Origin of the sequence: Desulfoplanes formicivorans, from assembly GCF_001748225.1 — a bacterium.
Lineage (GTDB): Bacteria > Desulfobacterota > Desulfovibrionia > Desulfovibrionales > Desulfomicrobiaceae > Desulfoplanes > Desulfoplanes formicivorans.
On the sequence record NZ_BDFE01000004.1, the window covers coordinates 227,685 to 254,317 of the forward strand.

The 26,633-nt window shown below is 49.7% G+C and carries 24 protein-coding genes and 1 pseudogene; 15 read left to right on the forward strand and 10 right to left on the reverse strand.

The genetic code is table 11. The annotated features are described in order from the left end of the window. Positions 1–2: 2 nt before the first annotated feature. The 4 genes from DPF_RS01455 to sat form a co-directional block, all read right to left on the reverse strand. Entirely contained in the window at positions 3–1,238 is a 1,236-nt protein-coding gene (locus tag DPF_RS01455; protein ID WP_069857081.1) for a CoB--CoM heterodisulfide reductase iron-sulfur subunit A family protein, read from the reverse strand. A 157-nt stretch (positions 1,239–1,395) separates the two neighbouring features. Then, positions 1,396–3,390 (reverse strand): adenylyl-sulfate reductase subunit alpha, encoded by a 1,995-nt coding sequence (gene aprA, locus DPF_RS01460; protein WP_069857082.1) that lies wholly within the window; start codon positions 3,388–3,390, stop codon positions 1,396–1,398. Between the two features lie 56 nt (positions 3,391–3,446). Beyond that, complete coding sequence (gene aprB, locus DPF_RS01465) at positions 3,447–3,938, reverse strand: adenylyl-sulfate reductase subunit beta (RefSeq protein ID WP_069857083.1); 492 nt, start codon at positions 3,936–3,938, stop codon at positions 3,447–3,449. Between the two features lie 327 nt (positions 3,939–4,265). Continuing rightward, the gene (gene sat, locus DPF_RS01470) at positions 4,266–5,561 is read right to left on the reverse strand and encodes a sulfate adenylyltransferase (RefSeq protein ID WP_088178297.1); all 1,296 of its coding nucleotides are present in this window, start codon (positions 5,559–5,561) and stop codon (positions 4,266–4,268) included. A 434-nt stretch (positions 5,562–5,995) separates the two neighbouring features. Between sat and DPF_RS01475 the strand changes: the two genes are divergently transcribed. The 4 genes from DPF_RS01475 to DPF_RS01490 all read left to right on the forward strand — a co-directional run bounded on the left by DPF_RS01475 (position 5,996) and on the right by DPF_RS01490 (position 11,891). Continuing rightward, positions 5,996–7,639, forward strand: a complete 1,644-nt coding sequence (locus tag DPF_RS01475; protein ID WP_069857085.1) for a chorismate mutase — start codon at positions 5,996–5,998, stop codon at positions 7,637–7,639. A gap of 25 nt (positions 7,640–7,664) precedes the next feature. Continuing rightward, positions 7,665–7,844, forward strand: a complete 180-nt coding sequence (locus tag DPF_RS01480) for a hypothetical protein (protein WP_231702104.1) — start codon at positions 7,665–7,667, stop codon at positions 7,842–7,844. 124 nt (positions 7,845–7,968) lie between these two features. Next, a complete protein-coding gene (locus DPF_RS01485; RefSeq protein WP_069857087.1) occupies positions 7,969–9,891 on the forward strand; it encodes an aconitate hydratase in 1,923 nt (640 codons plus the stop codon). A gap of 113 nt (positions 9,892–10,004) precedes the next feature. Continuing rightward, positions 10,005–11,891, forward strand: a complete 1,887-nt coding sequence (locus DPF_RS01490) for a SurA N-terminal domain-containing protein (protein WP_069857134.1) — start codon at positions 10,005–10,007, stop codon at positions 11,889–11,891. 99 nt (positions 11,892–11,990) lie between these two features. On the opposite strand, the gene DPF_RS01495 is transcribed toward DPF_RS01490, so the two are convergent. From DPF_RS01495 to DPF_RS01505, 3 genes are all read right to left on the reverse strand, one after another. Further along, on the reverse strand, positions 11,991–12,485 hold the full coding sequence (locus DPF_RS01495) for a metallophosphoesterase family protein (RefSeq protein ID WP_069857088.1): 495 nt from the start codon (positions 12,483–12,485) through the stop codon (positions 11,991–11,993). Positions 12,486–13,012: 527 nt separating this feature from the next. Further along, the gene (locus DPF_RS01500) at positions 13,013–13,249 is read right to left on the reverse strand and encodes a hypothetical protein (protein WP_069857089.1); all 237 of its coding nucleotides are present in this window, start codon (positions 13,247–13,249) and stop codon (positions 13,013–13,015) included. Positions 13,250–14,395: 1,146 nt separating this feature from the next. Then, positions 14,396–14,701 carry a helix-turn-helix domain-containing protein gene (locus DPF_RS01505; RefSeq protein ID WP_069857090.1) on the reverse strand — a complete coding sequence of 102 codons (306 nt, stop codon included), beginning with the start codon at positions 14,699–14,701 and terminating at the stop codon, positions 14,396–14,398. 113 nt (positions 14,702–14,814) lie between these two features. On the opposite strand from DPF_RS01505, the gene DPF_RS13850 reads away from it, so the two are divergent. The 10 genes and pseudogenes from DPF_RS13850 to DPF_RS01555 all read left to right on the forward strand — a co-directional run bounded on the left by DPF_RS13850 (position 14,815) and on the right by DPF_RS01555 (position 23,247). Then, positions 14,815–15,033, forward strand: a complete 219-nt coding sequence (locus DPF_RS13850) for a hypothetical protein (RefSeq protein ID WP_069857091.1) — start codon at positions 14,815–14,817, stop codon at positions 15,031–15,033. Positions 15,034–15,037: 4 nt separating this feature from the next. Next, a complete protein-coding gene (locus DPF_RS13630) occupies positions 15,038–15,751 on the forward strand; it encodes an ERF family protein (RefSeq protein ID WP_176724134.1) in 714 nt (237 codons plus the stop codon). Between the two features lie 31 nt (positions 15,752–15,782). Then, positions 15,783–16,184 (forward strand): hypothetical protein, encoded by a 402-nt coding sequence (locus DPF_RS01520; RefSeq protein WP_141721032.1) that lies wholly within the window; start codon positions 15,783–15,785, stop codon positions 16,182–16,184. Between the two features lie 51 nt (positions 16,185–16,235). Further along, entirely contained in the window at positions 16,236–16,565 is a 330-nt protein-coding gene (locus DPF_RS01525; RefSeq protein WP_069857094.1) for a hypothetical protein, read from the forward strand. Between the two features lie 980 nt (positions 16,566–17,545). Further along, a pseudogene (locus DPF_RS01530) lies at positions 17,546–18,859 on the forward strand (nucleotide sugar dehydrogenase). A gap of 456 nt (positions 18,860–19,315) precedes the next feature. Next, positions 19,316–20,368, forward strand: coding sequence for a Gfo/Idh/MocA family protein (locus tag DPF_RS01535; protein ID WP_069857095.1), 1,053 nt, complete (start codon positions 19,316–19,318; stop codon positions 20,366–20,368). An 80-nt stretch (positions 20,369–20,448) separates the two neighbouring features. After that, positions 20,449–20,820, forward strand: a complete 372-nt coding sequence (locus tag DPF_RS01540) for a GxxExxY protein (RefSeq protein WP_069857096.1) — start codon at positions 20,449–20,451, stop codon at positions 20,818–20,820. Positions 20,821–20,897: 77 nt separating this feature from the next. After that, positions 20,898–21,269, forward strand: a complete 372-nt coding sequence (locus DPF_RS01545) for a GxxExxY protein (RefSeq protein WP_069857135.1) — start codon at positions 20,898–20,900, stop codon at positions 21,267–21,269. An 82-nt stretch (positions 21,270–21,351) separates the two neighbouring features. Continuing rightward, a complete protein-coding gene (locus DPF_RS01550; RefSeq protein ID WP_069857136.1) occupies positions 21,352–21,933 on the forward strand; it encodes an N-acetyltransferase in 582 nt (193 codons plus the stop codon). Between the two features lie 120 nt (positions 21,934–22,053). Then, entirely contained in the window at positions 22,054–23,247 is a 1,194-nt protein-coding gene (locus DPF_RS01555; RefSeq protein WP_069857097.1) for a DegT/DnrJ/EryC1/StrS family aminotransferase, read from the forward strand. 264 nt (positions 23,248–23,511) lie between these two features. On the opposite strand, the gene tnpC is transcribed toward DPF_RS01555, so the two are convergent. The 3 genes from tnpC to tnpA are packed head-to-tail and all read right to left on the reverse strand — an operon-like array spanning position 23,512 to position 25,842. After that, a complete protein-coding gene (gene tnpC, locus DPF_RS01560; RefSeq protein WP_069857137.1) occupies positions 23,512–25,074 on the reverse strand; it encodes an IS66 family transposase in 1,563 nt (520 codons plus the stop codon). Between the two features lie 52 nt (positions 25,075–25,126). Continuing rightward, positions 25,127–25,480, reverse strand: coding sequence for an IS66 family insertion sequence element accessory protein TnpB (gene tnpB, locus DPF_RS14415; protein WP_069857098.1), 354 nt, complete (start codon positions 25,478–25,480; stop codon positions 25,127–25,129). Beyond that, positions 25,477–25,842 carry an IS66 family insertion sequence element accessory protein TnpA gene (gene tnpA / locus DPF_RS01570; protein ID WP_069857099.1) on the reverse strand — a complete coding sequence of 122 codons (366 nt, stop codon included), beginning with the start codon at positions 25,840–25,842 and terminating at the stop codon, positions 25,477–25,479. The genes tnpB and tnpA overlap by 4 nt, the downstream gene beginning before the upstream one ends. A 2-nt stretch (positions 25,843–25,844) precedes the next feature. Between tnpA and DPF_RS13635 the strand changes: the two genes are divergently transcribed. Further along, a complete protein-coding gene (locus tag DPF_RS13635; RefSeq protein WP_176724135.1) occupies positions 25,845–26,501 on the forward strand; it encodes a class I SAM-dependent methyltransferase in 657 nt (218 codons plus the stop codon). Positions 26,502–26,633: the final 132 nt, after the last annotated feature.

Sequence of the window (26,633 nt, forward strand, 5' to 3'; positions counted from 1 at the left end):
GACTACCTCCCTCTCACCGTCTGAATGGCTTTCATGGCCGCAGCTGTACCGGACTGTGCCGATTTCATGACATCCAAGGGACGCCCAGCGCATCCTGCGACAAAAATGCCCTTTGCTTCATCACTGACCAGAAATCCTTCATCGTTCTGGGGAAGATCCAGGGGAAGCGCCTGACCTGCAACACTGGGCTGCATTCCCGTGGCAAGAACGACCAGGTCGAAACTGTCGGTCGACTTGTTGCCGGCAACAGCGTCCTCAACCGTCAACCAGACCTTGCCTGCCTCTTCCTTGACCTCGGCCACTTTGCCCTTGACGGCCCGGACCTTGCCGTGGGCAAGGACTTTTCTGGCAAAATTCTCATACCGGCCCGGTGTCCGCAGATCGATGTAAAAAATGGACACTTCGGCATCGGGATACTGTTCAAGAACATATTCGGCCTGTTTGAGAGAGGCCATGCAGCAGATGTACGAACAATAGGAAAGATGGTTTTCATCCCGCGAACCAGCGCACTGGACAAAAGCGATCCTCTTGGGCTCGGTCTTGTCCGAAGGCCGCAGGATCTTGCCATTGGTCGGTCCGTTGGGCGAAGCAAGCCTTTCCATCTGCATGTTGGTGATGCAATCGGTAATCTGACCGGCGCCCAAAAGGGTCAGCCTGGTCACGTCATAGGGCTTCCAACCCGTGGCAATGACAATGCTCCCGACATTAAGGGTAATGTCCTTTTCCTTTTCACCCATGTCGATGTACTCGTTCTGGGCGAGGACCGCCTGGTCCGCATCCGTCAGATTGTCCGTGTCCACCACGTAACGGGGCGGAAAGGCAAAGGGGACATCCTTGTACACGGCCTTACGCGTACTCAGGCCAAAATTGAAATCGTCCTCAACGTCCTTGGAAAGCTTCCCGGCCAGGTCACCGAGCTCCACAGACTGGGGCGCAGTATGGCGGGGACGGACCTTCACGGTGACTTCATAGTTGCCCACGTCACCAGAGACCGCAGTCACCTCGGCCAGGGTAAAACACTTCACGTTGGGGTTCTTTTTCAGTCGCTGGAATTGGATTTCCAGTCCGCATGACGGAGGACACAATTTGGGGAAATATTTGTTCAGCTGCGAAACGCGGCCACCAAGAAAAGGGCTCTTTTCAACAAGAAACACCTCGTGACCCACTTCTGCAGCCTCCAGTGCGGCGGTAATCCCACTGAATCCCCCACCAATTACTAAAATGCTGCTTGTAGACATTATCTTCCTCCAGGGGAACAATCTTATGCATCCATAACACGAACAAAATGGCCTAGGCCGAAACTAGAACCCTGATGTCATAGCTTTGGCATAGACCATTTCATGAACATAAAATAACTGCGGGCCATAACGGCCCGCAGTTATTTAACATGCCCTATTAATCAGGGATGACCTGGTAGTAAGGCCGCTTGAAGACAACGGTCTCACCGGTAGCAGGATTGTACTTGGAGTTACAGAAGCATTTCCACTTGGCATCGTCAAGAGCCATGAAGTCTGCACGATAGTAGAAACCGGGGTAACGGGTTTCCTTACGGAACATGATGTGCTGCATGTGCAAACGAACGGTCCACAGACGATGGTAGTTTTCCCAGCAGCGCAGCAGTTCGTGCAGGTCACGAGCAGCCAGCTTCATGGAGTCTTCTTCGAGCATATCCAGAAGTTCGAAACCGGTCTTCAGGGAATTCTCGGAGCAGATGTAGTTTGTGGCGATACCTCCACCATATTCATCAGTGGCCTTGATCAGGCGCATCATGAAGTTCTTGGGGCTGATGAAGTTGGGGTTGACCACGCAGTCAGTGGAAGCACCTTCGTTCTCGGTGTAATTGTACCAGGGCTGGTAGATTTCCTTGGCCAGGTCTTCAACCTTTTCCTTGACGGTGGGCTTGAAGTCCTTGTGATCCACAACCCAGCGAACCAGCTGCTTACCGGCGATACGGCCTTCAGCGTGGGAACCGGAAGAGAACTTGTGACCGGAAGCACCAACACCATCAGCACAGGTGAACAGACCGTTAACGGTGGTCATACGGTTGTAGACCTTGCCGTTGTCGGCTTTGACCTTGTACTCGTCGGGTACCCAGTCCTCGTCAGGACCGGAAGTCCAGATACCACAACAACCGGAATGAGAACCGAGCAGGTAAGGTTCGGAAGGAGCAAGCTCGGAACCCTTCTTCTCGGGCTCGATGTTCATGGCAGCCCACAGGTTGGCCTGACCGACACACATATCCAGGAAGTCTTCCCAGGCTTCGGCTTCAAGCTGCTTCTGCTCGGGCTCGGTCATGGTGGAGAAAGTGGTCTGCAGGGCGGTGGCGGTGTCCATGTAGATGGGACCGCGGCCGTCGCGCATTTCACGAAGCATCATGTGGTTACGCAGACAGGTGGGGATGATGTTGCCCTTGGCATAACCGCGCTTCTCGTACGGAGCGAGCATGGCAGCATTCTTGACACAGTAGTCCTCACCAAAGGCGTTGGTTGCCTTGGCCTTGAACAGCAGGAACCATGCGCCAACAGGACCGTAACCGTCCTTGAAACGACAGGGGACGAAACGGTTTTCCATCATGGTCATTTCAGCGCCGACCTGAGCACACATGGTGTAGGTGGAACCGGCGTTCCATACGGGGTACCATGCACGACCAAGACCTTCACCCGTGGACCGGGGACGGTATACGTTAACAGCACCACCACAGGCTACCAGCATGGCGTTGGTCTTGAACAGAACAACCTTGTTCTCACGAACGGAGAAACCTACGGCACCGGCAATGCGGTTGGGCTCGTTGGCATCCAGGAGCAGCTTAACGATGAACATACGTTCCATGTAACGGTCTTCACCCAAAGCGTTCTTGGCTGCTTCAGCAACGATACACTTGTAGGATTCACCGTTGATCATGATCTGCCACTTACCTTCATTGACGGGGGCGTCGCCATTGCGCAGGGATTTGCCCTTGGCCTTGGCTTTGGCACCGTTGAGGATCTTACCGTCGTCGTCACGAATCCAGATGGGCAGACCCCATTCTTCGAACATCTTGACGCTGTTATCAACGTGACGGCCGACGTCAAAAATCAAGTCGTCGCGAACCAGGTGCATGAGGTCGGTACGGACCATGCGGACGTAGTCATCGGGATCGTTCTTGCCCATGTAGGTGTTGATGGCGGACAGACCCTGAGCAACAGCACCGGAGCGTTCAAGGGCAGCCTTGTCCACGAGGAAAATCTTGATGTCGCCACCGACCTTGTCGGCCCAGCGAACGGCTTCAACAGCCGCGCCACAGCAACCCATACCACCACCAACCAGCAGGATATCGACTTCCTTTTCTTCAACAGTAGGCTCAGCGAGAGCGATCCCTCTGGGCTCTTCTTTTACAGGAATACGAGGCATTTTTGCTCCTCCTTGAATGTATTAAAGATAAAACGAATTAAATTCCCCGGGCGCGACTACTTGTGAGCGGCGGAAACCCAGGTTTCGCTGAGATCGGCTTCTTCAACGTCGAACTTCTTGTTCAGAACTTCCTTGGGAGTGACAATCTCGGTCTCGTTGAACATGAGGCTGTCTTCGAGGTCACTGCCTTCGGGCTTCCCTTCATAAGGCTTGATGGAACCTTCGGGAGTGGTCCGGATGGGGAATTTGAAACGTTTTACCTGACCATTGCGGAACTGAATGGTCCACATGATGTCTTCAGCGCTCCGCATGGGGATGGAGGTACCACCCATGGGTGCGAAGTCGGCATAAGGACGAGCAGTGATCGCGCCCTGGGGACAGATCTTGACGCAGGAATAACATTCCCAGCAACCCTCGGGTTCCTGGTTGTAAGCCTTCATCTCGTCAGGATCGAGAATCATCAGATCGTTGGGGCAGACGTACATGCAGGCAGTCTTTTCGCCGCCCTTACAGCCGTCACACTTTTCCGGGTTTACATAGGTTGGCATAATTTCCTCCTACTATAGAGTTTGTTAACACATAACCACGTTGCCGCTTAGCAAGCCTTGGGTGAGTGTTAGAGACAGACTCGAAAATTTCGGCCTCCCCCTCCATTACCCTCAACTACGTTTGAAAGCGGAATTATCAAGCCGCCCATAGCGTGTCAAGGAGAAAGTGAAAAAAATCGCAAAGTAGTTTTTCCAACTCTGACAACGCTTTCAACCAGCAGCTTTTTCAATCCATGCCACCAGGTTGCCTCCCGGGAACATGGGGATTGACAAGGGGAGAGATCACCACGATCTCTCCCCATTTGTATGACATTGTTACAAGACAGTCTATTTCATGTCGGCGCCCGAGGCGGCCTTCTGCATCTTGACCTCAACCTTTTCGGTCAGGTTCTCGTAGTAATCGCGCAGAATGACCAGGACTTCGTCACGACCAAAGTGATCGGGAACATCCTTGCCTTCGGAAAGGGCCTTACGCAGCTTGGTTCCCGAAAGGATGACGCGGTCTTCCTTGGTGTGGGGGCAGGTTCTCATGGAGGCCATGCCGTCACACTTGAAGCAGTAGAACGTCCAGTCGATCTTCAGGGGCTGACACTGAAGGGCCTTGCCCGGATCCGGACAGCCGTCCTTGACATAGGGAATGCGATCGAAAATTTCCTGGGCCTCGAACAGACCGTAGAAATCGCCGACACCGGCATGGTCACGACCGATGATCATTCTGTTGACACCGTAGTTCTGACGGAAGGTAGCGTGGAGCAGGCCTTCGCGGGGACCGGCATAACGCATATCCAGAGGATAACCGCCCTGAACGATGTTGTCCTTGACAAAGTAGTTGTCGATCAAGGTGTCAATACATTTGATGCGGACTTCAGCCGGGATGTCGCCGGGCTTCAGGTTGCCGATGAGAGAGTGGATGAAAACGCCGTCACACACTTCAATGGCGATCTTGGCCAGGAATTCGTGGGAACGATGCATGGGGTTGCGCAGCTGCAAAGCGGCAACCGTGGACCAGCCGCGCTCTTCGAAAATGGCACGGGCTTCGGCAGGAGTCATGTAGCAGCCAGGGAACCTTTCGCGGTAATCGCCTTCGGAGAGAACCTTGACCGGACCGGCAATGTTGAACTCTTTCTGAGCCATGACCATCTTGACGCCGGGATGATCTTCAAGGGCAACCTTCATGAAATCGCCCTGAGAGTCTTCACCATGACCCTTGAAGACCTTTTCGCACTCGTAGAGCTTGTCGGCTTCGGTCATCTCGTATTTTTCTTCAACCTTCATGGTGGCCATCATGACATCTTTCTTGGGATCCCACAGAGCGACCTCATCGCCTTCCTTAATCTCGGCGGCGTCTTCAGCGGAAATGTCCAAGGTGATGGGAATGGGCCAGAAGGTCCCGTCAGTCAGCGTGAAATTGTCACAAACGCTCTTCCAGTCGGCTTTGTTCATGAAACCGGTCAGGGGGCTGAACCCGCCGATACCCATCATGATCAAGTCACCCTTTGCCCGGGGGGAGATGGCGATACGCTTGAGGCCTTCGGCCTTTTTCTGCTCGGCTACAAGTTCGTCACCTTCAAGAAGAGCACAAACCAAACCTTTACCACCATGTGGTGCAACCAATGCCATAATTGAACCTCCTTTCAATGTGGGACATGTGTATGTCTGTATCGACGTCAGCAAATAAAGCGACTCCTGTTTACAGCGAAAGGGAATCGATTTCAAGCATTTTGTGAATTTTTTATCATGTTCAGACTAACCATTTGAAAATACACTATTTATGCCTTCACGAGTTCCCGTTCACCATCCAGGTACCGCACCGATGTAAGCAACGCGGATGCCAGGTCATACATGGATTTAACCTGCCGGAATACCTGTGTTGGCCATCCCGGCCTTGTTCGCCTTTTCACAACTCGGCCCCTTCCATTTGACACCCTGTAAAGGAATCTGACATCTTACACGGCGACATGGCCGGAAAACCGCGTTCATGGCAACAAAACAGTTGAGTTTCGGGCTTGTTATCATTAGTATGCACATTTATCACATCCCATTTTCAGGCGGTCTCCATGAACCCTTCCCAACGAACCAATACCATGTCTCTTTCCCAAGAGATTGAACTGCTGGATGCACAAATCGCCGAGCTGGTGGGTGAACGAACCCGGCTGCTGGCCAAGGCCGCTGGATCGCGCAAGCGCAAGCGGGTTTCCGTGATTGATGCGACCCAGGAAAAACGCTTGTGGGCCATCTGGAGCAAGGCCTTTGAAAAAGAGGGCCTGGACAAGGCCAATCTGCGCAAGCTCTTCCTCATCATCAACTCCCTTGCGTACGCCCAGGCCGAACACAAGGGCGGCAAATCCCGCGGCGCCTTTTGCATGTACCCGCGCAAACAGCCCCTGCAGATCGATATCCAGGGCCCCCGGGACACCCTGCAGACGCGCATGGCCATTGCCCTGGCCGTCAATTGTTCATCATCCTTCACCCTGCGTCATTTTCAGACCAGTGACGTGAATATCGAGCTGATCAAGGCCCTCAACCAGGCCGGAGCATCCCTTGCCTGGGACCAGACGACCTTCAAGAGCCGGCCCTCCCGGGATTTCTCCATGGATGGCAAGGTCATTTTTTGTGGCAGTTCCCTGTTCAATTTCTACCTGCTGATGTGCCAGGGACTGACCAAACCCGGTCAGATCAAATTTACCGGCACCTCAAGTACCAAGCTGTTCGACTTGCGCGCCGTGCAGAAATTTCTCCCGCAGCTGGGAGCCAGGCTGACCATTATCGACCCCCATGCCAACGGGCTACCCGTGCGCTTTGAAACGGCCGGACACCTGCCCGACAGCGTGGAAGTCCCCTGGGATGTGGAATCATCCTTTATCATTGCCCTGGCCGTCAGCGCCCCCCTTTTCCCCAAGGGAATCGCCCTGACCCTCAAAAACAAGGATCTGGCCCGGGAGGTGGCCGACGCTGTTGCCCCCATCCTCGGCCAGTTCGACATCCCCCTGCATGTGGACCAAAACCGCATAGCCATCTCTCCCAAAGCGCCCCGGTGCAAAACCAACCAGGTCACCATCCCCATTGACCGATCTCTGGGAAGTTACCTGCTGGCCCTGCCCTTTTTCAGGGGCGGCAAGGCCCAATTGCGCGGACAATGGATCGAGCAGTCGGATCAGCACCTGTCCATAGCCTCCACATTCACGGAATTCGGCATTGACCTGCATACCACCGAGCAAGGGGTGGAGTCTTCCTGTGAGGGACGTCCTGCCGGGGTGTATGTAGACGTATCCAAACGCCAGTTTCTGCTTCCCCTGGTCACGGCCATGTGTCTTGGCGTGACCCAGAACGCGACCATCAAATGCGATCCCCTGACCAGTGAGCTCAACCATGTGGAAGATTTTCTCGGCTTCCTCGGGGTTGATCACACCATCACCAACGACCGCATTGATATTCGCCCCCTGTCTTCACGGACAACACCGCCGGCCGATGCCTGGGAAAGCCCATCCCCCTTGTGGACCGTGGCCTATGTCATGGCCTCCTTTGTCGTGCCGGGCATCTGTCTGGCCAATCCCGGTGAACTCACGGCCATCTGGCCGGACTTCTGGATCACATTCAACAACCTTCCCCGGCCGCAGGATGTCATGCGGTCCAAGCCAACCGGTTCTCCCAAGGTTTCCCATGAGCCCAAACGCAAACGAATCAAAATTACCAACAATTGAAGAGCTTGAAGCAGAAATAGCCGATTTGACCCAACAACAGGCCGCCTGCCAGGCCAAGGCCAGCGAGTTGATGACCAAGGAAGATCCCGCCCGCGGGATCTTCCATCATCAGGAGATATTCCAGCTCAAACAGGATGCCTTGCGCCTCAAAACCGAAATCCTGTTTCGAAAAAACAAGATTGCCCGGTTGCGTTTCGACCAATAAACGCCCACCGTTCTTGTGCAGACGCTTCCATGGCCTGTCAGATCATCCATCAGGGACATGTTCTGCCTGACCGTCCTGCATGGAATCCCTTGCACAACAAAGCGGCCAACATCAAGGAAAGGCCATGCCCCGCACATTGACCCAGAAAATCATAGCCGATCACCTGGTTGCCGGCGAGATGCGTTCCGGACAGGAGATCTCCCTTACAATCGATCAGACCCTGACCCAGGACGCCACAGGCACCATGGCCTATCTGCAGCTTGAGGCCATGGGAGTTGACCGTGTCAAGACCGACCTTTCTGTGAGCTATGTGGACCACAACACCTTGCAGATGGGCTTTAAAAACCCGGATGACCACCGGTTTCTCCAATCCGTTGCCGCCCGCTACGGGATAGTTTTCTCACCGCCTGGCACAGGCATCTGCCACCAGCTCCATCTGGAAAATTTTGCCAAACCCGGAACCACTCTTATTGGTTCCGACAGCCATACGCCAACGGCCGGGGGCATCGGCGCCCTGGCCATGGGAGCCGGAGGCCTTTCCGTTGCCCTGGCCATGGCCGGACATCCCTATACCCTGCCCATGCCCAAGGTGTTTCGCATTTATCTGCGCGGTCGCCTTCAGGGATTTGCAACAGCCAAGGACATCATCCTGCATCTTCTGGGTGAGCTCTCGGTCAAGGGAGGTGTTGGTGCGGTCATGGAATACGACGGGCCGGGCGTAGCCACCTTGAGCGTGCCCGAACGGGCCACCATCACCAACATGGGGGCAGAACTGGGTGCAACAGGCTCGGTCTTCCCTTCGGACGACAATACCCGCTCCTTTTTGCGCTCCATGGGTCGTGAACAGGATTTTGTCCCTTTGCGTGCTGATGAAGACGCCGTGTACGACCGGGAGATCATCATTGATCTTGACAAGCTGGAACCGCTCGTGGCTGCCCCCCACATGCCCGACAAGGTGGTGCCTGTACGGGAACTGGCCGGGCTCAAGGTGGATCAGGTGGCCATTGGTTCGTGCACCAATTCCTCCTACGCCGACCTGACCCAGGTGGCGACCATCTTCAGGGGCCGCATAACAGCCAAGACCACAGACGTACTCATTGCCCCGGGTTCCAGGCAGGTGCTTAAACTGCTCCTGAGAAACGGGCTGCTCGAACCGATCATTGATGCGGGCGGCCGCCTTCTGGAATGCGCCTGCGGTCCGTGCATTGGCATGGGCGGTTCTCCCTGCTCCGCCGGGGTGAGCGTTCGCACCTTTAACCGCAATTTCGAAGGCCGCAGTGCCACCCTTGATGCCCAGGTGTACCTGGCAAGCCCGGTCACGGCAGCCTACTGCGCCCTGCACGGTGCCTTCACCGATCCGGCCACATGGGGTACCGAAATCATCCGTCCCGATCTTCCCCAAGACATTCCCTCCATCAGGGACATGTTCATTTTCCCGCCGGAAAACGGTCATGAGGTTTCCATTGTTCGCGGGCCCAACATCGTGCCTTTGGAAACCTTCCCGCCTCTGCCAGATAATCTCACTCTGCCCGTGACCCTCAAGGTGGGGGACAATATCACCACGGACCACATCCTTCCGGGTGGCGCGGAAATCACCTCCCTGCGTTCCAACATCCCGGCCATCAGTGAGTTCGTGTTCTCCCGAACGGACAAGGAATTTGTCCGCCGGGCCAGAAAGGCCAAGGAGAGCATCATTGTGGGAGGAGAAAACTACGGGCAGGGCTCCAGCCGGGAACACGCGGCCCTGGCTCCCAGACACCTGGGGATTCGTCTTGTCCTTGCCAGGTCCTTTGCCCGCATTCACATGGCCAACCTGATCAATTTCGGCATTCTGCCCCTCATCTTTGCCAGGCCAGACGATTATGATCTAGTGGCCCCGGGCTCGACCATTTCGTTATCCACAGGCCACATCCAGCCGGGACAGCCCATACCCGCCCGGCTGGATACCGGGACCACGATTTCCCTGATCCACGAGTTGACCGACAAGGACATTGCCATTATCAGGGTTGGCGGCCTGCTCAACTTTGTTAAAGCATCAACCTCATAACGTGTAGCCAGCATCTTTTTGCCCGTTTCCAAGACATGGGCGTCCATGGAATGTCCAAGGATGTTCATGTCTTGGATTACATATTTTTCGACAACCGCCATTTTGGAGAAACAATGCTCGATATCATCCGTCAGCACTCGCAATCATGGGGGGTCAAGCTCCTGTTCGGACTCATCGTCTTGGTCTTCGTGTTCTGGGGCGTGGGCAGCTTCAACAATAACAGTGCCAATGTCCTGGCCAAGGTCAACGATCAGACCATCACCATCCAGGATTTTTTGCAGGAATATGAAAAGCGCCTTGAAAACCTCCGGCAGCAACGCCCCAATCTGTCCTCCGAGGACATCCGGGCCATGCATTTCAAAAAGCAGGTTTTCGACGCCATGATCAACCAGGAGCTTCTCCTGCAACTGGCCAAGCAGGAAGGGATCACGGTTTCCGACGTGGAGCTTCGCAACGCCATCATGCACATGCCGGTCTTTTTGAACGAGACCGAACAGTTCGACAAGGACCGCTACCAGTCTCTGCTGCGAGCCAACCGCATGACACCGGCCCAGTTCGAGACGGGCTTTGCCCAGGATCTCAAAACCCGCAAGGTCCAGGAGTACCTCTCCCTTGCAGGCACGGTGAGTGAACAGGAAGCCAAGGATTTCTTTTTGTTTGCCAGGGAACAGGCCCGCATTGACTACATCCTGTTCAACCAGGCCGATTATCTTGACCAGGTCAAGCCCACCGAGGAACAGATCACAACATATTATAACGCCCACAAAGATGAGTTTGCCGTTCCGGCCAAGATCAAAATCGACTATCTGCGCCTGGAACCCGAAACCCTGGCGGGCCGGGAGGATATTCCCGAATCCGCCATCAAGGCCTATTACGAGGCCCACAAAAGCGAATTCAGGCAGGAAGAACAGATCAAGGCCAGGCATATCCTCATCAAGGTTGCCCAGGATGCCGACCACAAGGACGTGGCAAAGGCCCAGGCCAAAATGGAAGACATCCTTGCCCGCTACAAAAAGGGAACTCCCTTTGCCGAGCTGGCAACCACCTTTTCCCAGGGCCCGAGCCGGGCTCAGGGAGGCGATCTGGGATGGTTTCCACGGGGACGCATGGTGCCTGCCTTTGAACAGGCCGCTTTTGCCCTGCAAAAAGGAGAAGTGAGCGAACCCGTAAGAACCCCCTTTGGCTTCCACCTGATCCAGGTGGAAGATCGCAAGCCCGAAGGGATCAGCCCCCTGGACAAAGTGCATGACGACATCCGCGTCCACCTGGCCAAGGAACAGGCTGCCGATACCATTCAGGACGTTGTGGACCAGGCCCTGGAAATGATCATCACGGGCGAGGATCTTGCGCACGTGGGCGAAGAACTGGGCTTGGCCGTCCAGACAACAGAGTTCTTCACCCAGACCACGGGTCCGGCAAGCCTCAAGCTTTCTGCCGATGCAGTGGACACCCTGTTTGGGCTCATGAAAGACGAGACAACCCAAGCGCCCATTCTGCTGGAAGACGGATATCTTCTGGCCAAAAAGGTGGCTGAAGAGCCGGCCCATACCCTGGAACTGGGCAAGGCCAAACCTCAAATCATTTCGGCCCTCAAGCAGGATGGAGCCCGGGCCATTGCCCTGGAAAAGGCCAAACAGGCCCTGGCCGACCTGCTTGCCCACCCCCACAAGGATATGGGCCACAAAGTGCAGACCAGCGAATCCTTTGGCAGGCAGGGCTTTATCCCGGGACTGGGCATGAACCCGGAGCTGGTTGAAAAGGTCTTTGCTACCACGGACACTACCTGGCTGGACACGACCTTTCCCGTGACCAATGGGGTTGTGCTGGCACGTTTGAACCAGCGCATCAAACCCGACACCGACGCCTGGGACAAGGAAGCCTCCTACTGGACCATGACCCTGGAACAGGCCCGCAAGCAGGAACTGCTCTCTGCCCTGCTCAACTCCCTGCGAGCCAAGTCACACGTTGAAATCATGAATGAACGGGTTCTTGAAAACTGATTGCACCCTGTAAGATACACTCATAAACAAACCGCGGCAGACATGGACCATGTCTGCCGCGGTTTGTTTATGAAAAGCCGAATTTTGACCGATATGCGCTCAGGCAGAAATATCGATCCAGGTAATCCGGGGAAGAGCATCAGGCACCATCTCCAGCATGGCCATGCCCGGCAACCCATCCCTAGGAGCCAGCAGGGAACCGGGATTGAGTACCAAAGGACCGTCAGGGATACTCCGCTCATCCCGTTTATGGGTATGCCCGTACAGAATGAGGTCATATCCCGGTCCAAACCAGTCAGCAACGGTCTTCCAGACAAGCTCACGTGGCCCCCACCCATGAGCAGCTCCCATCCTGCAACCTTCCAATGTCAGGGTACGGGTTGCGGGAACATCCATGGCCCACAAGCCCCCATCGCAATTGCCACGCACGCTGTAGAACCGTGGATGCTGATGGAAAAAATCAACCATCTCCTCACCCACCATATCCCCAAGATGAATAAGCACATCCGCTCCGGCCATATGCCGCCGGTACAAAGCCTCCAACCTGCTGTCAGGGGAGTGAAGATGGGTATCAGAAACGACAGCCACACGCATGGCACAATCTCCTCAAATCATGGTTCAAACAAGGATAGGACACATAACCCCGCCATATCACCCGGACACGGACATATCGTCAAGAAAAGGTTGGAATAAGTAGGCAGTACTCAGTACGCAGTGCGCAGTAAAAAGACCCCGTGGGTTTTGGGTACTCTCTGCCTTTCTTCGCGCCCTTGGCGTCCTTCGCGGTAGAAAAAATAGATTAACCGCGAAGGGTACGAAGGAACGCGAAGGAAAAATACATGAGGTGGACCCATAATATTGGAACATATTCCTCTTTGTCCCTCAGTGCATTGAGCGGTAAAAAACCGCCCAGCTCACAAGGAACGCCATGCCAGAATCCTTCACCGTTTCCAGGGCGCAGTAAAAAATTCTGTGCCTTCTTGAAAAGTTCTTGCCTTTCTTCGCGCCCTTCGCGTCCTTCGCGGTAGAAAAAAAAGATTAACCGCGAAGGGTACGAAGGAACGCGAAGGAAAAATACATGAGGTGGACCCATAACGTTGGAACATATTCCTCTTTGTCCCTCAGTGCATTGAGCGGTAAAAAACCACCCAGCTCACAAGGAACGCCATGCCAGAATCCTTCACCGTTTCCAGGGCGCAGTAAAAAATTCTGTGCTTTCCTGAAAGGGTCTTGCCTCTCTTCGCGCCCTTGGCGCTCTTCGCGGTAAAAGATAAAAAGGTAACCACGAAGGACGGCAAGGGACGCCAAGAAAAATACATATACGGCCAAGCAGTAATTTTTTTCTTTCTTCGCAGCATCGTTAATTCATGGACCATTTTGATCCCAAAGTGGTACCAATTTGGGATCAAATTGGGACTGTTTTATGGATCAAAATGGTCCCAAAATTTTTCTAAAATAAGTGGAGGTAACACTACAAGCAAAAAAGCGTTACCTCTACTATTTTGCAGTTCAAGTAACATACACAGTAGAAATTTTTTGAAATTTTTTAAAGTGAAGGTAACACATGATAAAGAGTATATTTTGTCAAGCGTTAGTTATGACAAAGGGATGAAATTTTTAAAGCATACAGTGCACCAAAAAAATTTGCGGCGTTTTTGAAAATTCTTTGCCTTTCTTCGCGCCCTTTGGTCCCTTCGCGGTGAAAAAAAGAAAGTGAACCGCCCAGCTCACCCAAAACGTCAAGAAGGACTTCTTGTCCACACCCAGCATCCAAAGCATTTTCAGTTCTCACGTTCATAGAGAAAGACATTCAGTGATTTTTTGAAAAGTTCTTGCCTTTCTTCGCGCCCTTCGAGCCCTTCGCGGTAAAAAGAAATGGAAACCACAAAGAACGCCAAGGGACGCCAAGAAAAATACATATACGGCCAAGCAGTAATTTTTCTTTCTTCGCAGCATCGTTAATTCATGGACCAATTTGGGATCAAATTGGGACTGTTTTATTGATCAAAATGGTCCCAAAATTTTTCCAAAATAAGTGGAGGTAACACTACAACCAAAAAAGCGTTACCTCTACTATTTTGTAGTTCAAGTAACATACACAGTAGAAATTTTTTGAAATTTTTTAAAGTAGAGGTAACACATGATAAAGAGTATATTTTGTCAAGTGTTAGTTATGACAAAGAAATGAAGTTTTTAAAGTACGTTAGATGAATCAGAGCAAGACCTGGACCATAGCGTTCATAACGTTTTAGCAAACAAACCATGAAGGCCTGGCAGAAATATACATCTGCCAGGCCATTTGTTTTTCATAGAAAGGGACAATGCTTACGGATGGATCTAATATTGTAAACAAGTGGTACACAATGAAAGTTAACCAGCTAATATATATCTTTAAAAAAATTGAAGCATCCCAAATGGTATGTTCATCGTATCAATAGCATTTGCCTTCCAAGAAACAGGAGAACCTGCAAGGCACTTCTGCCTAATTGAGGATGAATGCAACATTAAGAATGATCAGATGAAAAGAGTTTGAGTTTGGATTCAATAGACTGGATGCGTTTTTCAATATTCTCAAAACGAATTGTAATGTCTTCATCAGCAACCAAAGGCTTTTCGTCGTCAAAAAGATCGTGGACAGATACATCAAGAGCGTGAGCTAATTTTTCAAGAGTGGCAAGAGTGCAACGCGAAATTTCGGAATCTTTGCGTGCTTTGAGGATAGTAACATTATTAACTCCTGACCGTTGCTCCAAGGCTCTGATTGTCATGCCCTTCGCTTTCATAAGATGTTCAAGCTTGCTTTTCAGCATGGCGACTCCAAATTAATTTAGCAAAATATCATATTATAGCTTGACAAATTTGTCTTAGTTTATTATGTTCTTTTTGTTGCTACGGAAAAGGAACATTCTTCAAGGAGGAAAAAATGAGAAAAGCTTTGTCAAAGTTGGATGCGGGCTTGGAAGAGGTAAAAGCAGCACTTGTCAATATTGCCTTCAGACTCGATCGACTGCCTGCCGACATAGAAATGCCAGAGCTTTGCAAAGAACTTGACCGCACGATCATGGACATCTCAGATGCTTGCGCTCTGCTCGATGCCCAACGTGTCATCTTTTACCACCAGGCAAACGCTAGCAGAGGGTGAGTCTATGAAAAACAAGACAAAACAAACTATAAAAAGACATCCTTGTCAAAGTCAACAAATCGGGAATTTGGCCATGGCACTTTCCTGTGCCCAAAGCGCAATGGGGTTTGCTAAAAAAGATTCCGTCAATACGACATATTCGTCACGCTATTCTACCCTGGCGTCTTGCCTTGATGCCTGTCGAAAATCTCTCACAGATAATTGTCTTGCAATAGTACAAACCGTCCAGACTGACAACGATGGAAGAGTTCATCTTTTTACCCGGCTCATTCATGGCCGAAGCGGAGAATGGATTGAAAGCGACTATCCCATTGAGTGTTCGATGAAAAATCCTCAAACTTTCGGCTCTGCGCTAACGTATGCACGACGTTATTCTTTGTGCGCAATGATAGGTATAGCGTCAGAAGACGATGACGGAGAACAAGCAACCCATTACAATGATACAGTTGAAAAGAAAGGAGGTGAATGCACAACGCGCAAAAACGAAATAAAAAACGGCAAATGCAATGAAAAAGGAGAAGATATTGCAACAAAAAAGCAAATTGAAACCATTGAACAAATGGCTCGGGAACGAAATTTGGATGTACTTGAAGTTATGAAAAAAATTTTTGATCCGAGTATAAACAAAATTGAACGCTTATCAAAAATACAAGCGTCAAAGCTGATCAGTTGGATGTCCCAGTACCAAGGCAAGGATTCCCTGGAAAAGGCAGTTTAATTTGTTCACATTAACAGAAGAGGTTAAAGTAATGCAAGATATCAATAGATATAGTACACGTCGAACTTTTGAATATCAGAACAATGAAGATTTGAACGAATTCAAACGAAAGATGCAGCAGGAGACAAAAAATATATCTCAAAAATCCAAGATCACGATCGACTTGATGGACTTGAATCAACTGTTGGAAAAAATCAACAAGAACAATATAGTATACAGGATTGTCATGACTCCCAACCACGCAAGGAAGCACGCTTGGGGTTGTATGGATCTGATGGACCACATGAAATCGATCGAAGAAAAATACATGGCTTGCCGTTTCTTCCATCTTGTAGAAACGGGCGCTCAACAGTGGCCGCAACTTAAACTATTCGCCAAGGCTTTTTTTAACAAATCGGAATCTACCAAAACACTAACAACTACAAAAAATTGATAATTCAATGCATCAAGAGCTTATAAAACCTCAAACCACATCAGGAACGTTATGAAAAAGAAAAGACCTCGAATTGCCCCTGAAGTAAGGTATGATGCCGTTATGGACCTTATCCGCAACAAGGACACCCTGAAAAATGTCGCAAGACGGAACAATATGTCTACATCAAGCCTTTGGAATTACTACACTGATGTAGATGCGGCCATCAAAAAAGTAGTTGGACTGGATGATTGCGATTCTTCATGTAAAACAAGTCGAAACATGAAGTCTACAAACAATATCGAGAGGAATAAAGTAAAATTAAATACAGCTACTACAATACAACAAAAGGCACCAAACGAGATCATTATCCGTATTAATATTTGCCAATCTGATCAGTAAATATATCAGATTGACCAAAACACGATCATTTTGAATTAAAATCATTTTGATCCAAAGTAGATATAAAAATTTGATTGTTTTTATGGATCAAAATGAAATCAAATTGGCTGAAAATGATAGAAGTAACACCATTTCATGAAACATGTTACTTCTATCATTTTTTTGTTGATATATACTAAAGTAGGCAGGAACTCAAGTACACAGAACTCAGTGCGCAGGACACTAAAAAGTGCACAGTGCGCAGTAGGCAGGGCGCAGTAAAAAATTCTGTGCGTTCTTGAAAAGTTCTTGCCTTTCTTCGCGCCCTTCGCGCCCTTCGCGGTAAAAAAAGGATCGAACCACGAAGGGCGGCAAGGAACGCCAAGGGAAATACACGTACTTCCAAAAAGTTGTTTTTGCCCCTCTTAGCAATGGTGATTCATGGATTATTTTGATCCCAAATTGGTACCAAATTGGGATCAATTTGGGACTTTTTTATGGACAAAAATGGTCCCAAAATTTTTCCAAAACAAGTGGAGGTAACACTACAGGTAAAAAAACGTTACCTCTACTATTTTGCAGTTCAAGTAACAACTAAAGGGCGCAGTACTCAGTGCGCAGGGCGCAGAAAAAAAACCTCATGGGCTTTGGGAAGTCTCTGCCTTTCTTCGCGCCCTTCGCGCTCTTTGCGGTAAAAAAAGAAATGTAACCACGAAGGACGAAAAGGAACGCTAAGGAAACCACTCCAACCGCCTGTCTTCATGGGCAATTTATCCCATGCTTCCTACCAAAAATATCCTCCCAACATCCTTGTTTTTCACTGTGCCCTGCGTACTGCGCACTGTCTACAACCAGTGCATGCACTGGTTGTATGACAATTCCAAAATCCCTTGACAGTTTTTTCTTCCAGGACTAGCCGTTCAGATTCTGAACCATCCATGTTTTCCATGCATCCTGCACACTTCAGATGCTCTGATAACCTGAACCCCCCATCATCAATCATGATCACCTATTCAGATCTGAAAAACAAAAAAACATCCCTTGCCATTGTTGGCCTGGGCTATGTGGGCCTGCCCCTGGCCGTTGCCTTTGCCGAACATTTGGATGTCATCGGTTTTGACATCAATGCAGACCGTATTGCCCAGCTCAAGGCTGGTGTCGATCATACGTTGGAAGTGGACAATGTCCGCTTGCAAAAGGTTTCCATGGAGTTCACCTCGGACCCTGAAGCCCTGAAGCGTGCCAAAATCATCATTGTTGCCGTGCCCACGCCCATTGATAAAAATCGCCGGCCTGATCTTTCCCCGGTTGTGGGAGCCTCCACCCTGGTGGGCAAACATCTTTCCAAAGATTGCGTTGTGATCTACGAATCCACGGTCTATCCCGGGGTAACTGAAGAGGTATGCGGCCCCATCCTGGAAAAGGAATCCGGCCTGGTCTGCGGCAAAGATTTTTTTCTGGGCTACTCGCCCGAACGCATCAACCCCGGTGACAAGGTGCACACCCTGCAGACCATCACCAAGGTGGTTGCCAGCCAGAATTCCGGGATCACCGAGCTGCTGGACCAGCTCTACTCCTCCGTGGTCCGGGCAGGTACTCACAGAGCATCCTCCATCAAGGTGGCTGAGGCGGCCAAGGTTATCGAGAACACCCAGCGGGACCTGAACATCGCCCTTATGAACGAACTTTCCCAAATTTTTGCCTTGATGAGCATTGATACCCTGGAGGTCCTGGAAGCCGCAGGCACCAAGTGGAATTTTCTCCCCTTCCGGCCCGGTCTAGTGGGCGGACACTGCATAGGCGTGGACCCCTATTACCTGACCTTCAAGGCCGAAGAACTGGGCTAGCATCCCCAGGTCATCCTCTCGGGAAGGCGGATCAACGATTCCATGGGCTCATACGTGGCCCGGACCATGATCAAAAAGATGATCCGCAGAAGCTGTGCCATCAAGGGGTCCAGAATCGGGATGCTGGGCCTGACCTTCAAGGAGAACTGCCCGGATCTGCGTAATACCCGGGTCACGGATATCATTGCCGAATTGGAAGAATTCGGGTGCGAGGTTCTGGTACACGATGCCTATGCCGACAAAAAAGAAGCCAGAAAATATTACGGCATTGATCTGAACTCACTGGAGGAACTCAAAGAATTGGACGGCCTCATCATTGCCGTGGCCCATGATGCGTACAAGCATATGGACATGGACCAGCTTGCAGGCATGTTCAAGAACCCGGACAAAATAATCATCGGCGATATCAAGGGAATGCTCGACCGGGAAGAGGCTGATGAGCACAACATGTGCACTTGGCGACTGTAATCAGCCAGCCAGCGAGCAGACAGGGGAAAAAGTACGCAGGGCATAAAGTACTCAGGACGCAGAGAAGAGAATTCATGTGGTTCTTGGGAAGTCTTTGTCCCTCTTCGCGCCCTTGGCGCCCTTCGCGGTAAAAAAAGAAATGGAACCACGAAGGGCACGAAGGAACGCGAAGGGAAATACCTGTACTTCCAGGTAGTTACTTTTTGCCCCTCTTCACGGTTTTTCTATTTTCACGATAAGAACGCAAAGGAATGGCTGCCCCAAAAAACACGCTCAACACCCGAACCGTGAAGGTTTTTTCTGCGCCCTGCGTACTGTGTACTGCGCACTCATTCTTGACACTTCTTTATTTCAGGGCTAGCCGTTCAGATCCTGAACTACCCATGTTTCTTCTGAACACCCAGGTCGATGCCACGCATCACACAATCTACACAATTCAAGCTCCAAGGATACATCATGTTCCCAACCATCAAGGATCGTAAAATCAAAATTGCTGTAGTCGGTTGTGGTCGGATCTCAAAAAATCATTTCGGTTCCATTGAAAAACACCAGGATAACATGGAACTCGTCGGCATTTGCGATACCAATCGGGAGGTCCTGGCTGCGCATGAAAACAGGCTCGGTGTGCAGGGATATGCCAATCTGGACGACATGCTCAAGGAATCTGATGCGGACCTGATTTCTATCTGCACGCCCTCGGGATTTCATTCAGAGCAGGTTATCCAGTGCGCCAAAGCGGGTAAACATGTGATGACGGAAAAGCCCATGGCAACCCGCTGGCGGGATGCGCTCAACATGGTCCATGCCTGCGACCACGCGCGAAGAAGGCTTTTCGTGGTCAAACAGAACCGACGCAATGCCACTTTGCAGCTTCTCAAACGTGCTGTGGAAGAAAAACGGTTCGGCCGCATTTATATGGTTCACCTCAACGTGTTCTGGACGCGTCCTCAGGCCTATTATGACCAGGGTGCCTGGCGCGGGACCTGGGAACTGGATGGAGGCGCATTCATGAACCAAGCTTCCCATTATGTTGATCTTCTGGAATGGCTCATCGGCCCCATTGCCGATATCCAGGCCATGACCGGTACCCTGGCCCGGGATATTGAAGTGGAAGACACCGGTGTCATGAATGTACGCTGGAGAAACGGCGCCTTGGGATCCATGTCTGTAACCATGCTCACCTACCCCAAGAATTATGAAGGTTCGATTACCATTCTGGGAGAAAAAGGCACGGTGCGCATTGGCGGCGTTGCCGTGAACGACATCCAGACCTGGGAGTTTGAAGAAAAAAAGGACTATGACGCCCAGGTCAAGGAAGCCAACTATCAGACCACCTCTGTCTACGGTTTCGGACACCCCTTGTACTATAAGAATGTCATTGATGTCTTGAGAGGCGAAGCCGAGCCGGAAACCGACGGAAGGGAAGGACTGAAGAGTGTGGAAGTGCTCATTGCCGCCTATCTGTCAGCTAGGGACGGGAAGACTGTTTCTTTACCACTAGAATATTAAAGGCATTTGCCCACGGAACACACGGAAAGACACGGAAAAAGGCTTTTTTTAATTCCGCGTGTTCCGTGGACCCCCAAAATATGCTTACTCTTGAACAGGAAACGTATAACATCCTTGGAGCCTGTTTTCAGGTGTACACCACCATGGGGTGCGGATTTCTGGAGGCTGTGTATCAGGAGTGTCTTGAGATCGAGTTCCGAAAACGAGCTATTCCGTTTATTTCTCAACCTGCCTTGGAATTGAGATATGATGGAGTTCTCCTGCAACAGAAGTACATACCCGATTTTGTTGTTTATGACGAAGTCATTGTAGAGATAAAGGCGGTGTCAGAACTTGCAAGCGAACATAAAGCCCAGTTGCTGAATTATCTCCATGCGACAAATCTGGAAGTAGGTTTGCTCGTCAATTTCGGGCACTATCCCAAGGTAGAGTATAAGCGGATGATCCTTTAAAGAATTTTGCCAACGTAACACCCGGAAAAAGGCTTTTTTTATTCCGCGTGTTCCGTGTGTTCCGTGGGCCCCAAAATATGCTTACTCTTGAAAAAGAAACATATAACATCCTTGGAGCCTGTTTTCAGGTGTACACGACCATGGGATGTGGATTTCTGGAGGCTGTGTATCAGGAGTGCCTTGAAATTGAGTTTCGAAAGCGGGATATTCCGTTTATTTCTCAACCTGTCTTGGAGTTGAAATATGATGGTCTGCTCCTGCAACAGAAGTACATACCCGATTTTGTTGTTTATGACGAAGTCATTGTAGAGATAAAGGCGGTGTCGGAACTTGCAAGCGAACATAAAGCCCAGTTGCTGAATTATCTCCATGCGACAAATCTGGAAGTAGGTTTGCTCGTCAATTTCGGGCACTATCCCAAGGTAGAGTATAAGCGGATGATCCTTTAAAGAATTTTGCCAACGTAACACCCGGAAAAAGGCTTTTTTTTAATTCCGCGTGTTCCGTGTGTTCCGTGGGCCCAAAAATATCATGAAAAATTACACAGTACACAAATCAGCGATAGTAGATGAAGGCGCAACCATTGGCGAAGGTTCCCGTATATGGCATTTTGCCCATGTCTGTTCCGGGGCTGTCATCGGCAAGGGGTGTTCCCTGGGACAAAACGTGTTTGTGGGCAACAAGGTGACCATTGGGAATAATGTCAAGATCCAGAACAATGTCTCGGTTTATGACAATGTCTTGCTTGAAGATGACGTCTTCTGCGGACCGTCCATGGTATTCACCAATGTGTACAATCCCCGGTCTGCCATTTCCAGAAAATCCGAATATCGCAATACATTGGTACGCAAGGGAGCTACCCTTGGGGCCAATGCAACCATTGTGTGCGGAGTAACCATTGGAAAATATGCCTTTATAGGAGCCGGGGCCGTGATCAACAAACATGTCCCGGATTTCGCTCTCATGGTCGGCGTCCCGGCAAGACAGATCGGCTGGATGAGCCGGTATGGAGAAAGGCTAGATCTTCCTTTGGAAGGAAACGCCGAGACCACCTGCCCGCATACAGGTGACAGGTATCAGCTTGAAAACGGTAAATGCAGGATACTAGAATAATGATAGCCCACGGAACGCACGGAAAGACACGGAATTCAAAAAAAACCCTTTTCCGTGTGTTCCGTGGACCCAGAAGCAGTTGTCTTAAAACCTAACTCTTAAAACTTAAAACCGATCCCCATGAATATCCCCTTACTGGATCTCAAGGCACAATATGCCACGATAAAGGACGAAATCGACGCTGCTGTCGCCGATGTGTTTGCTTCCCAATACTTCATCAATGGCCCCAAGGTAGCCGAACTGGAAAAGGCAGTCGCTGCCTATTCCCAATGTGCTCATGCATGCGGGGTATCTTCCGGGTCCGATGCCCTGCTTATCGCCCTCATGGTGGAAGGCATCGGCGCAGGGGATGAGGTTATCACCACCCCTTACACCTTCTTTGCCACTGCCGGAGCCATTGCCCGCGTGGGGGCCACGCCGGTATTTGTGGACATCGATCCGGTCACCTACAATATTGATCCGGAAAAGATCCCCGCCGCCATCACCGACCGCACACGCGCCATCATCCCGGTCCACCTCTACGGCCAGATGGCCGACATGACTCCCATCCTTGATCTCGTCAAATCAGTAAACCTGCAACGAGAAACCAAAAACAAAAAACCAATCCATTTGATTGAAGATGCCGCCCAGGCCATTGGCGCCGAGTACAAAGGACACCGCGCCGGCTCCCTTGGAGACTACGGATGTTTTTCCTTTTTTCCTTCCAAAAACCTTGGCGGTGCCGGTGATGGCGGTATGGTCACATGCCAGGACAAAGACAAGGCAGAGAAGCTGCAGATTTTCCGCTCCCACGGTTCCAGACCCAAATATTTTCACAAATGGATCGGCGGCAACTTTCGGCTGGACGCTCTGCAGGCTGCGGTGCTGCGGGTCAAGCTCAACCACCTGGACGCCTGGACAGCCAAACGCCAGCATAACGCTGCAAGATACAACCGGCTCTTTGCGGCATCCGGTCTTGAGATAGCATTTACAGCGGATGTTGATTGGGCATCTTATGACCGTCCCCAAGTTGTTCTGCCTTCTGCCGTTCAGGACCGACATATCTACAATCAGTACGTCATCCGGGTTCAGAACAGGGATGGATTACGCGCCTTTTTGAAGGACAATGGCATCGGCAATGAAGTCTATTATCCGGTTTCGCTGCATATGCAGGAGTGTTTTTCGTATCTTGGATATGGAGAAGGTGATCTTCCGCAGAGCGAGCAGGCCGCGCAAGAAACCGTTGCATTGCCGGTGTATCCGGAACTGAATGATGCAATGGCTGAGCAGGTGATAGAAAAGGTTAAGGCGTTTTTAGTTGAGCAAAAGATTTAGCTACTGTTGGGGGGCAGACCCCGCGGCTCTTTAAAAATTTTCGACAGGTTAACTATATGAAAAAAAACAAAAGTAAGAATTTAGATGCCGCAAATAAATATAACGAAACGGAATATTGGGACACCCGATCTTCATCGAGCTATAATTACGTAAGCGTCCAAGCAACCCCATCTACCCATACCAGGCGTCTATAGGGTAGATATGAAAAAAACCTGCTCCGAACTATACGGAACAGGCTTTGTGATAGGGGCTTGGTGAGTGTTCTCAAGCGTACGCAGGCAGGGTTTCCCGGGTGAAGTTTTTGGGGAGGAGCTTTTGCAAATCCTCTTTGGTGTGCGCCGCCGGCAGCATTTCAAACAGGTGCCTGATATACGCATATGGTTCAAGCCCATTGGCTTTGGCGGTCTCGATCAGGGAAAAATAAATTGCGCTGGCACGGGCACCATTGGGAGATCCTGCGAACAGCCAGTTCTTTCTTCCTACGGCCAATGGCCTGATAGCATTTTCAGTCAGGTTGTTATCGGGACGCAGAATTCCGTCCTCGGTATAGCGGATCAATCGATCCCACTGTCCGAGGGCATAAGAGATTGCCTCGTAGAGAAGACTTTTGGGCGGAGTCGTTGAAATTCTTTCATCCAGCAATATTTTGATCTTATTCAGAATGGGGACGGCCTTTTCCTGGCGAAGCTCACGAATCTGTTCAGGAGACATTCCTTGTTCTTTGGCAAGATTTTCGAGCCGGTAAAGATCCCGGATATGATTCAGGACGGTTTGAGCCGTGCTTGCCTTGATTTTTGCTCCTTTTTTCTTTTTCAGGGGTTTGATGACCTCAAAGAATTTCCGACGGGCATGCACGAGACAGCCCAGATGCACGATACCTTCTCGGCTTCCGAGCTCGTCGTAGCCTGTATAGCCGTCTGTCTGGATATATCCGCGGTAGTCGGGACCGACGAATCGAGTCGGAACCTCCTTGGACCTTGAAGGGTCATATTGAAAGACAACAGAAGGCCTCTGCAGATCTCCTCCTCTGAAGATCCACATGTAGGATTTGGTCGTGTTTTTCTTACCTGGTTCTTTGAGTACTTGCAGCGGCGTTTCATCCATATTGATAAGAGGACCGGAGCGGATGTCCTGGATGAGAAGATCAACAAGAGGCTTGCACTGCTCGGCCACGGAGATAGCCCATGCGGCCATCGTAGATCGAGGTATTTCAGCACCCAGGCGTAGGAACTGAAGGTGCTGCCTGTAGAAAGGCAGGCCGTCGGCGAACTTGGAGATGATGATGTGTGCCATGAGTCCTGAAGTTGCGACGTCTTTGGGGATCAACTGCTCAGGGGGACGAGCGATCTTTACAGCGCCCGAGGAGTCTTCCACGCCCTCGCACTTCCGGCAGGCATATTTGGGACGGATAATGCGTATGATGCGGATAATGGCGGGGACATAGTCGAGTTTTTCAGAGACATCTTCCCCGATACGTGTCAGTTGTGCGCCACACTCGCAAATTTTTTGTTCTTCGGGGATGTCGATTATCTGTTCGATTCTGGGAATATCAGGTGACAGCTTCCTGCGGCCTTTCTTTCTACGCCGTTTATGTACTTGCACTGTTACTTCCTCTTCCTGACTATTGTCTTCAGAAGCAACAGTATTTTTCAAGAAAGGAAGAGTACACTGATCTTTTTCAAATTTTTTAATTTTTTCAGAAGAACTTCCAAATAAACTTTTTTGAAATATTAACATCTTCTTTTCTAGAAAAGAAATGTGCTGTTGAAAATCTAAAAGGATTTTCTTCAGCTCTTTAGGGTCATCTGGAAGTTCGTCGATGTTCATAACGACGAATTTACTAATAAATATACATACAAATTGCAAGTAGTTTGATAGATTATGTTATATTTTTGTAGTTTAGATCGGAATGTGCATGTACTGTAAAAGGATCAATCCCATCAAGTAGCCACAGAAGTTCTTTTCTGTTTATAGATTCTATTTGCGATTTGTTTTTTGGCCACTTGAATCGATGCTTTTCCAAACGTTTTTGCCATAGACAAAACCCATTCCTGTCCCAGTATAGAATTTTAATGATTGTCGTTGATCTATTGCAAAATACAAAGAGATGTCCGGAGAACGGATCAAGCTCAAGAACACCCTGAACCATTATGGACAGGCCGTTAATGGCTTTTCTCATATCTGTGCTTCCGGGAGCGAGATAGACTTTCGTGTCGGCTCCGAGTGGGATCATGGTACCCGCTCCAAAACCTCAAGAACCTGTTCCAGGGTTTCAGAATGAAAACCTTCATGGATATCTATACGGTATCGGCCACGTGCGTTCAGAGAAATCAACGCTGATGACTTTGCCTGCTCGGAGGATGGACCTGCGACAGAGATTGCAACGGGGATCAGTTCTTGCGGCTGAATCTTGATATGGCCAGACGCAGACAGCTCTTTTTTCCAGTATCTGAACGTTGAGATCCCCAAACCTTGATTTCGGCAGAACTCCTGCTGGGTAAGACCGCTTTTTTCCCAGGCCTCAACAGCGGCTGACCAAAAGCTGACTTTCTCTTTTCGTTTTTTGGGGATGTTACATCGGCGGGATTGGCTCATGCGTGATTCCTCCTGATTATGTTGGAAGAATCTTTATCGCACACCAATTTAGATGGGGGAAGAAGGGGTTTGCTGGACGCTTACATAATTACAAAAACGAAACTTTTTATACTACAACGCCAATTCCTTTTTACTACAAAAGAAGAAACATAGTACTAAAAAAATTTTTAAAAAATTTAACAAATTGTGTACATGTGTGTGATTTTGGTTGTGGTGATGGCTTTTATATTTCTTTTTTAAACTCAGCAAGCAAACGTTATACTCTATATGGAATTGATATTTCACAAGGAATGATCAATATAGCTCAAAAAAAATGTCCTTTCGCTAATTTTATAGTATCAAACAATGTATCCACGAATCAACAAAAATTTGATGCAGTTTATTCTATTGCTGTATTTGCACATATTCTAAGCGACGAACAAATAAAAAAATACTTAAAAATATTTACAATTCTTTACCTTCAAAAGGAAAATTTATTTTATTTGAACAGACGGGTCCGAAAAACCGATCTGGTACTACTTGGTGTAGAAGAAAATTTGATGAATATATTGAGTTCGCTATACAAAATAATTTTTATCTTTATGATTATTACTTCATTTGTTTCCCTGCTCATCGTTTTTTTGAAAAAAAAAAAAAAAAATCGTTCCTTTGATTTTTAAATTTTTTTATAAAGGAAAAAATCACAAAGAACGATGCATAAATGCCAATCGGTCACCTCTTTTTAGATTTATAAGTCATATCTTTTTATTACTGTCCGGCAATGGACTTGGTCATGACCCTAGAAAAAAAGA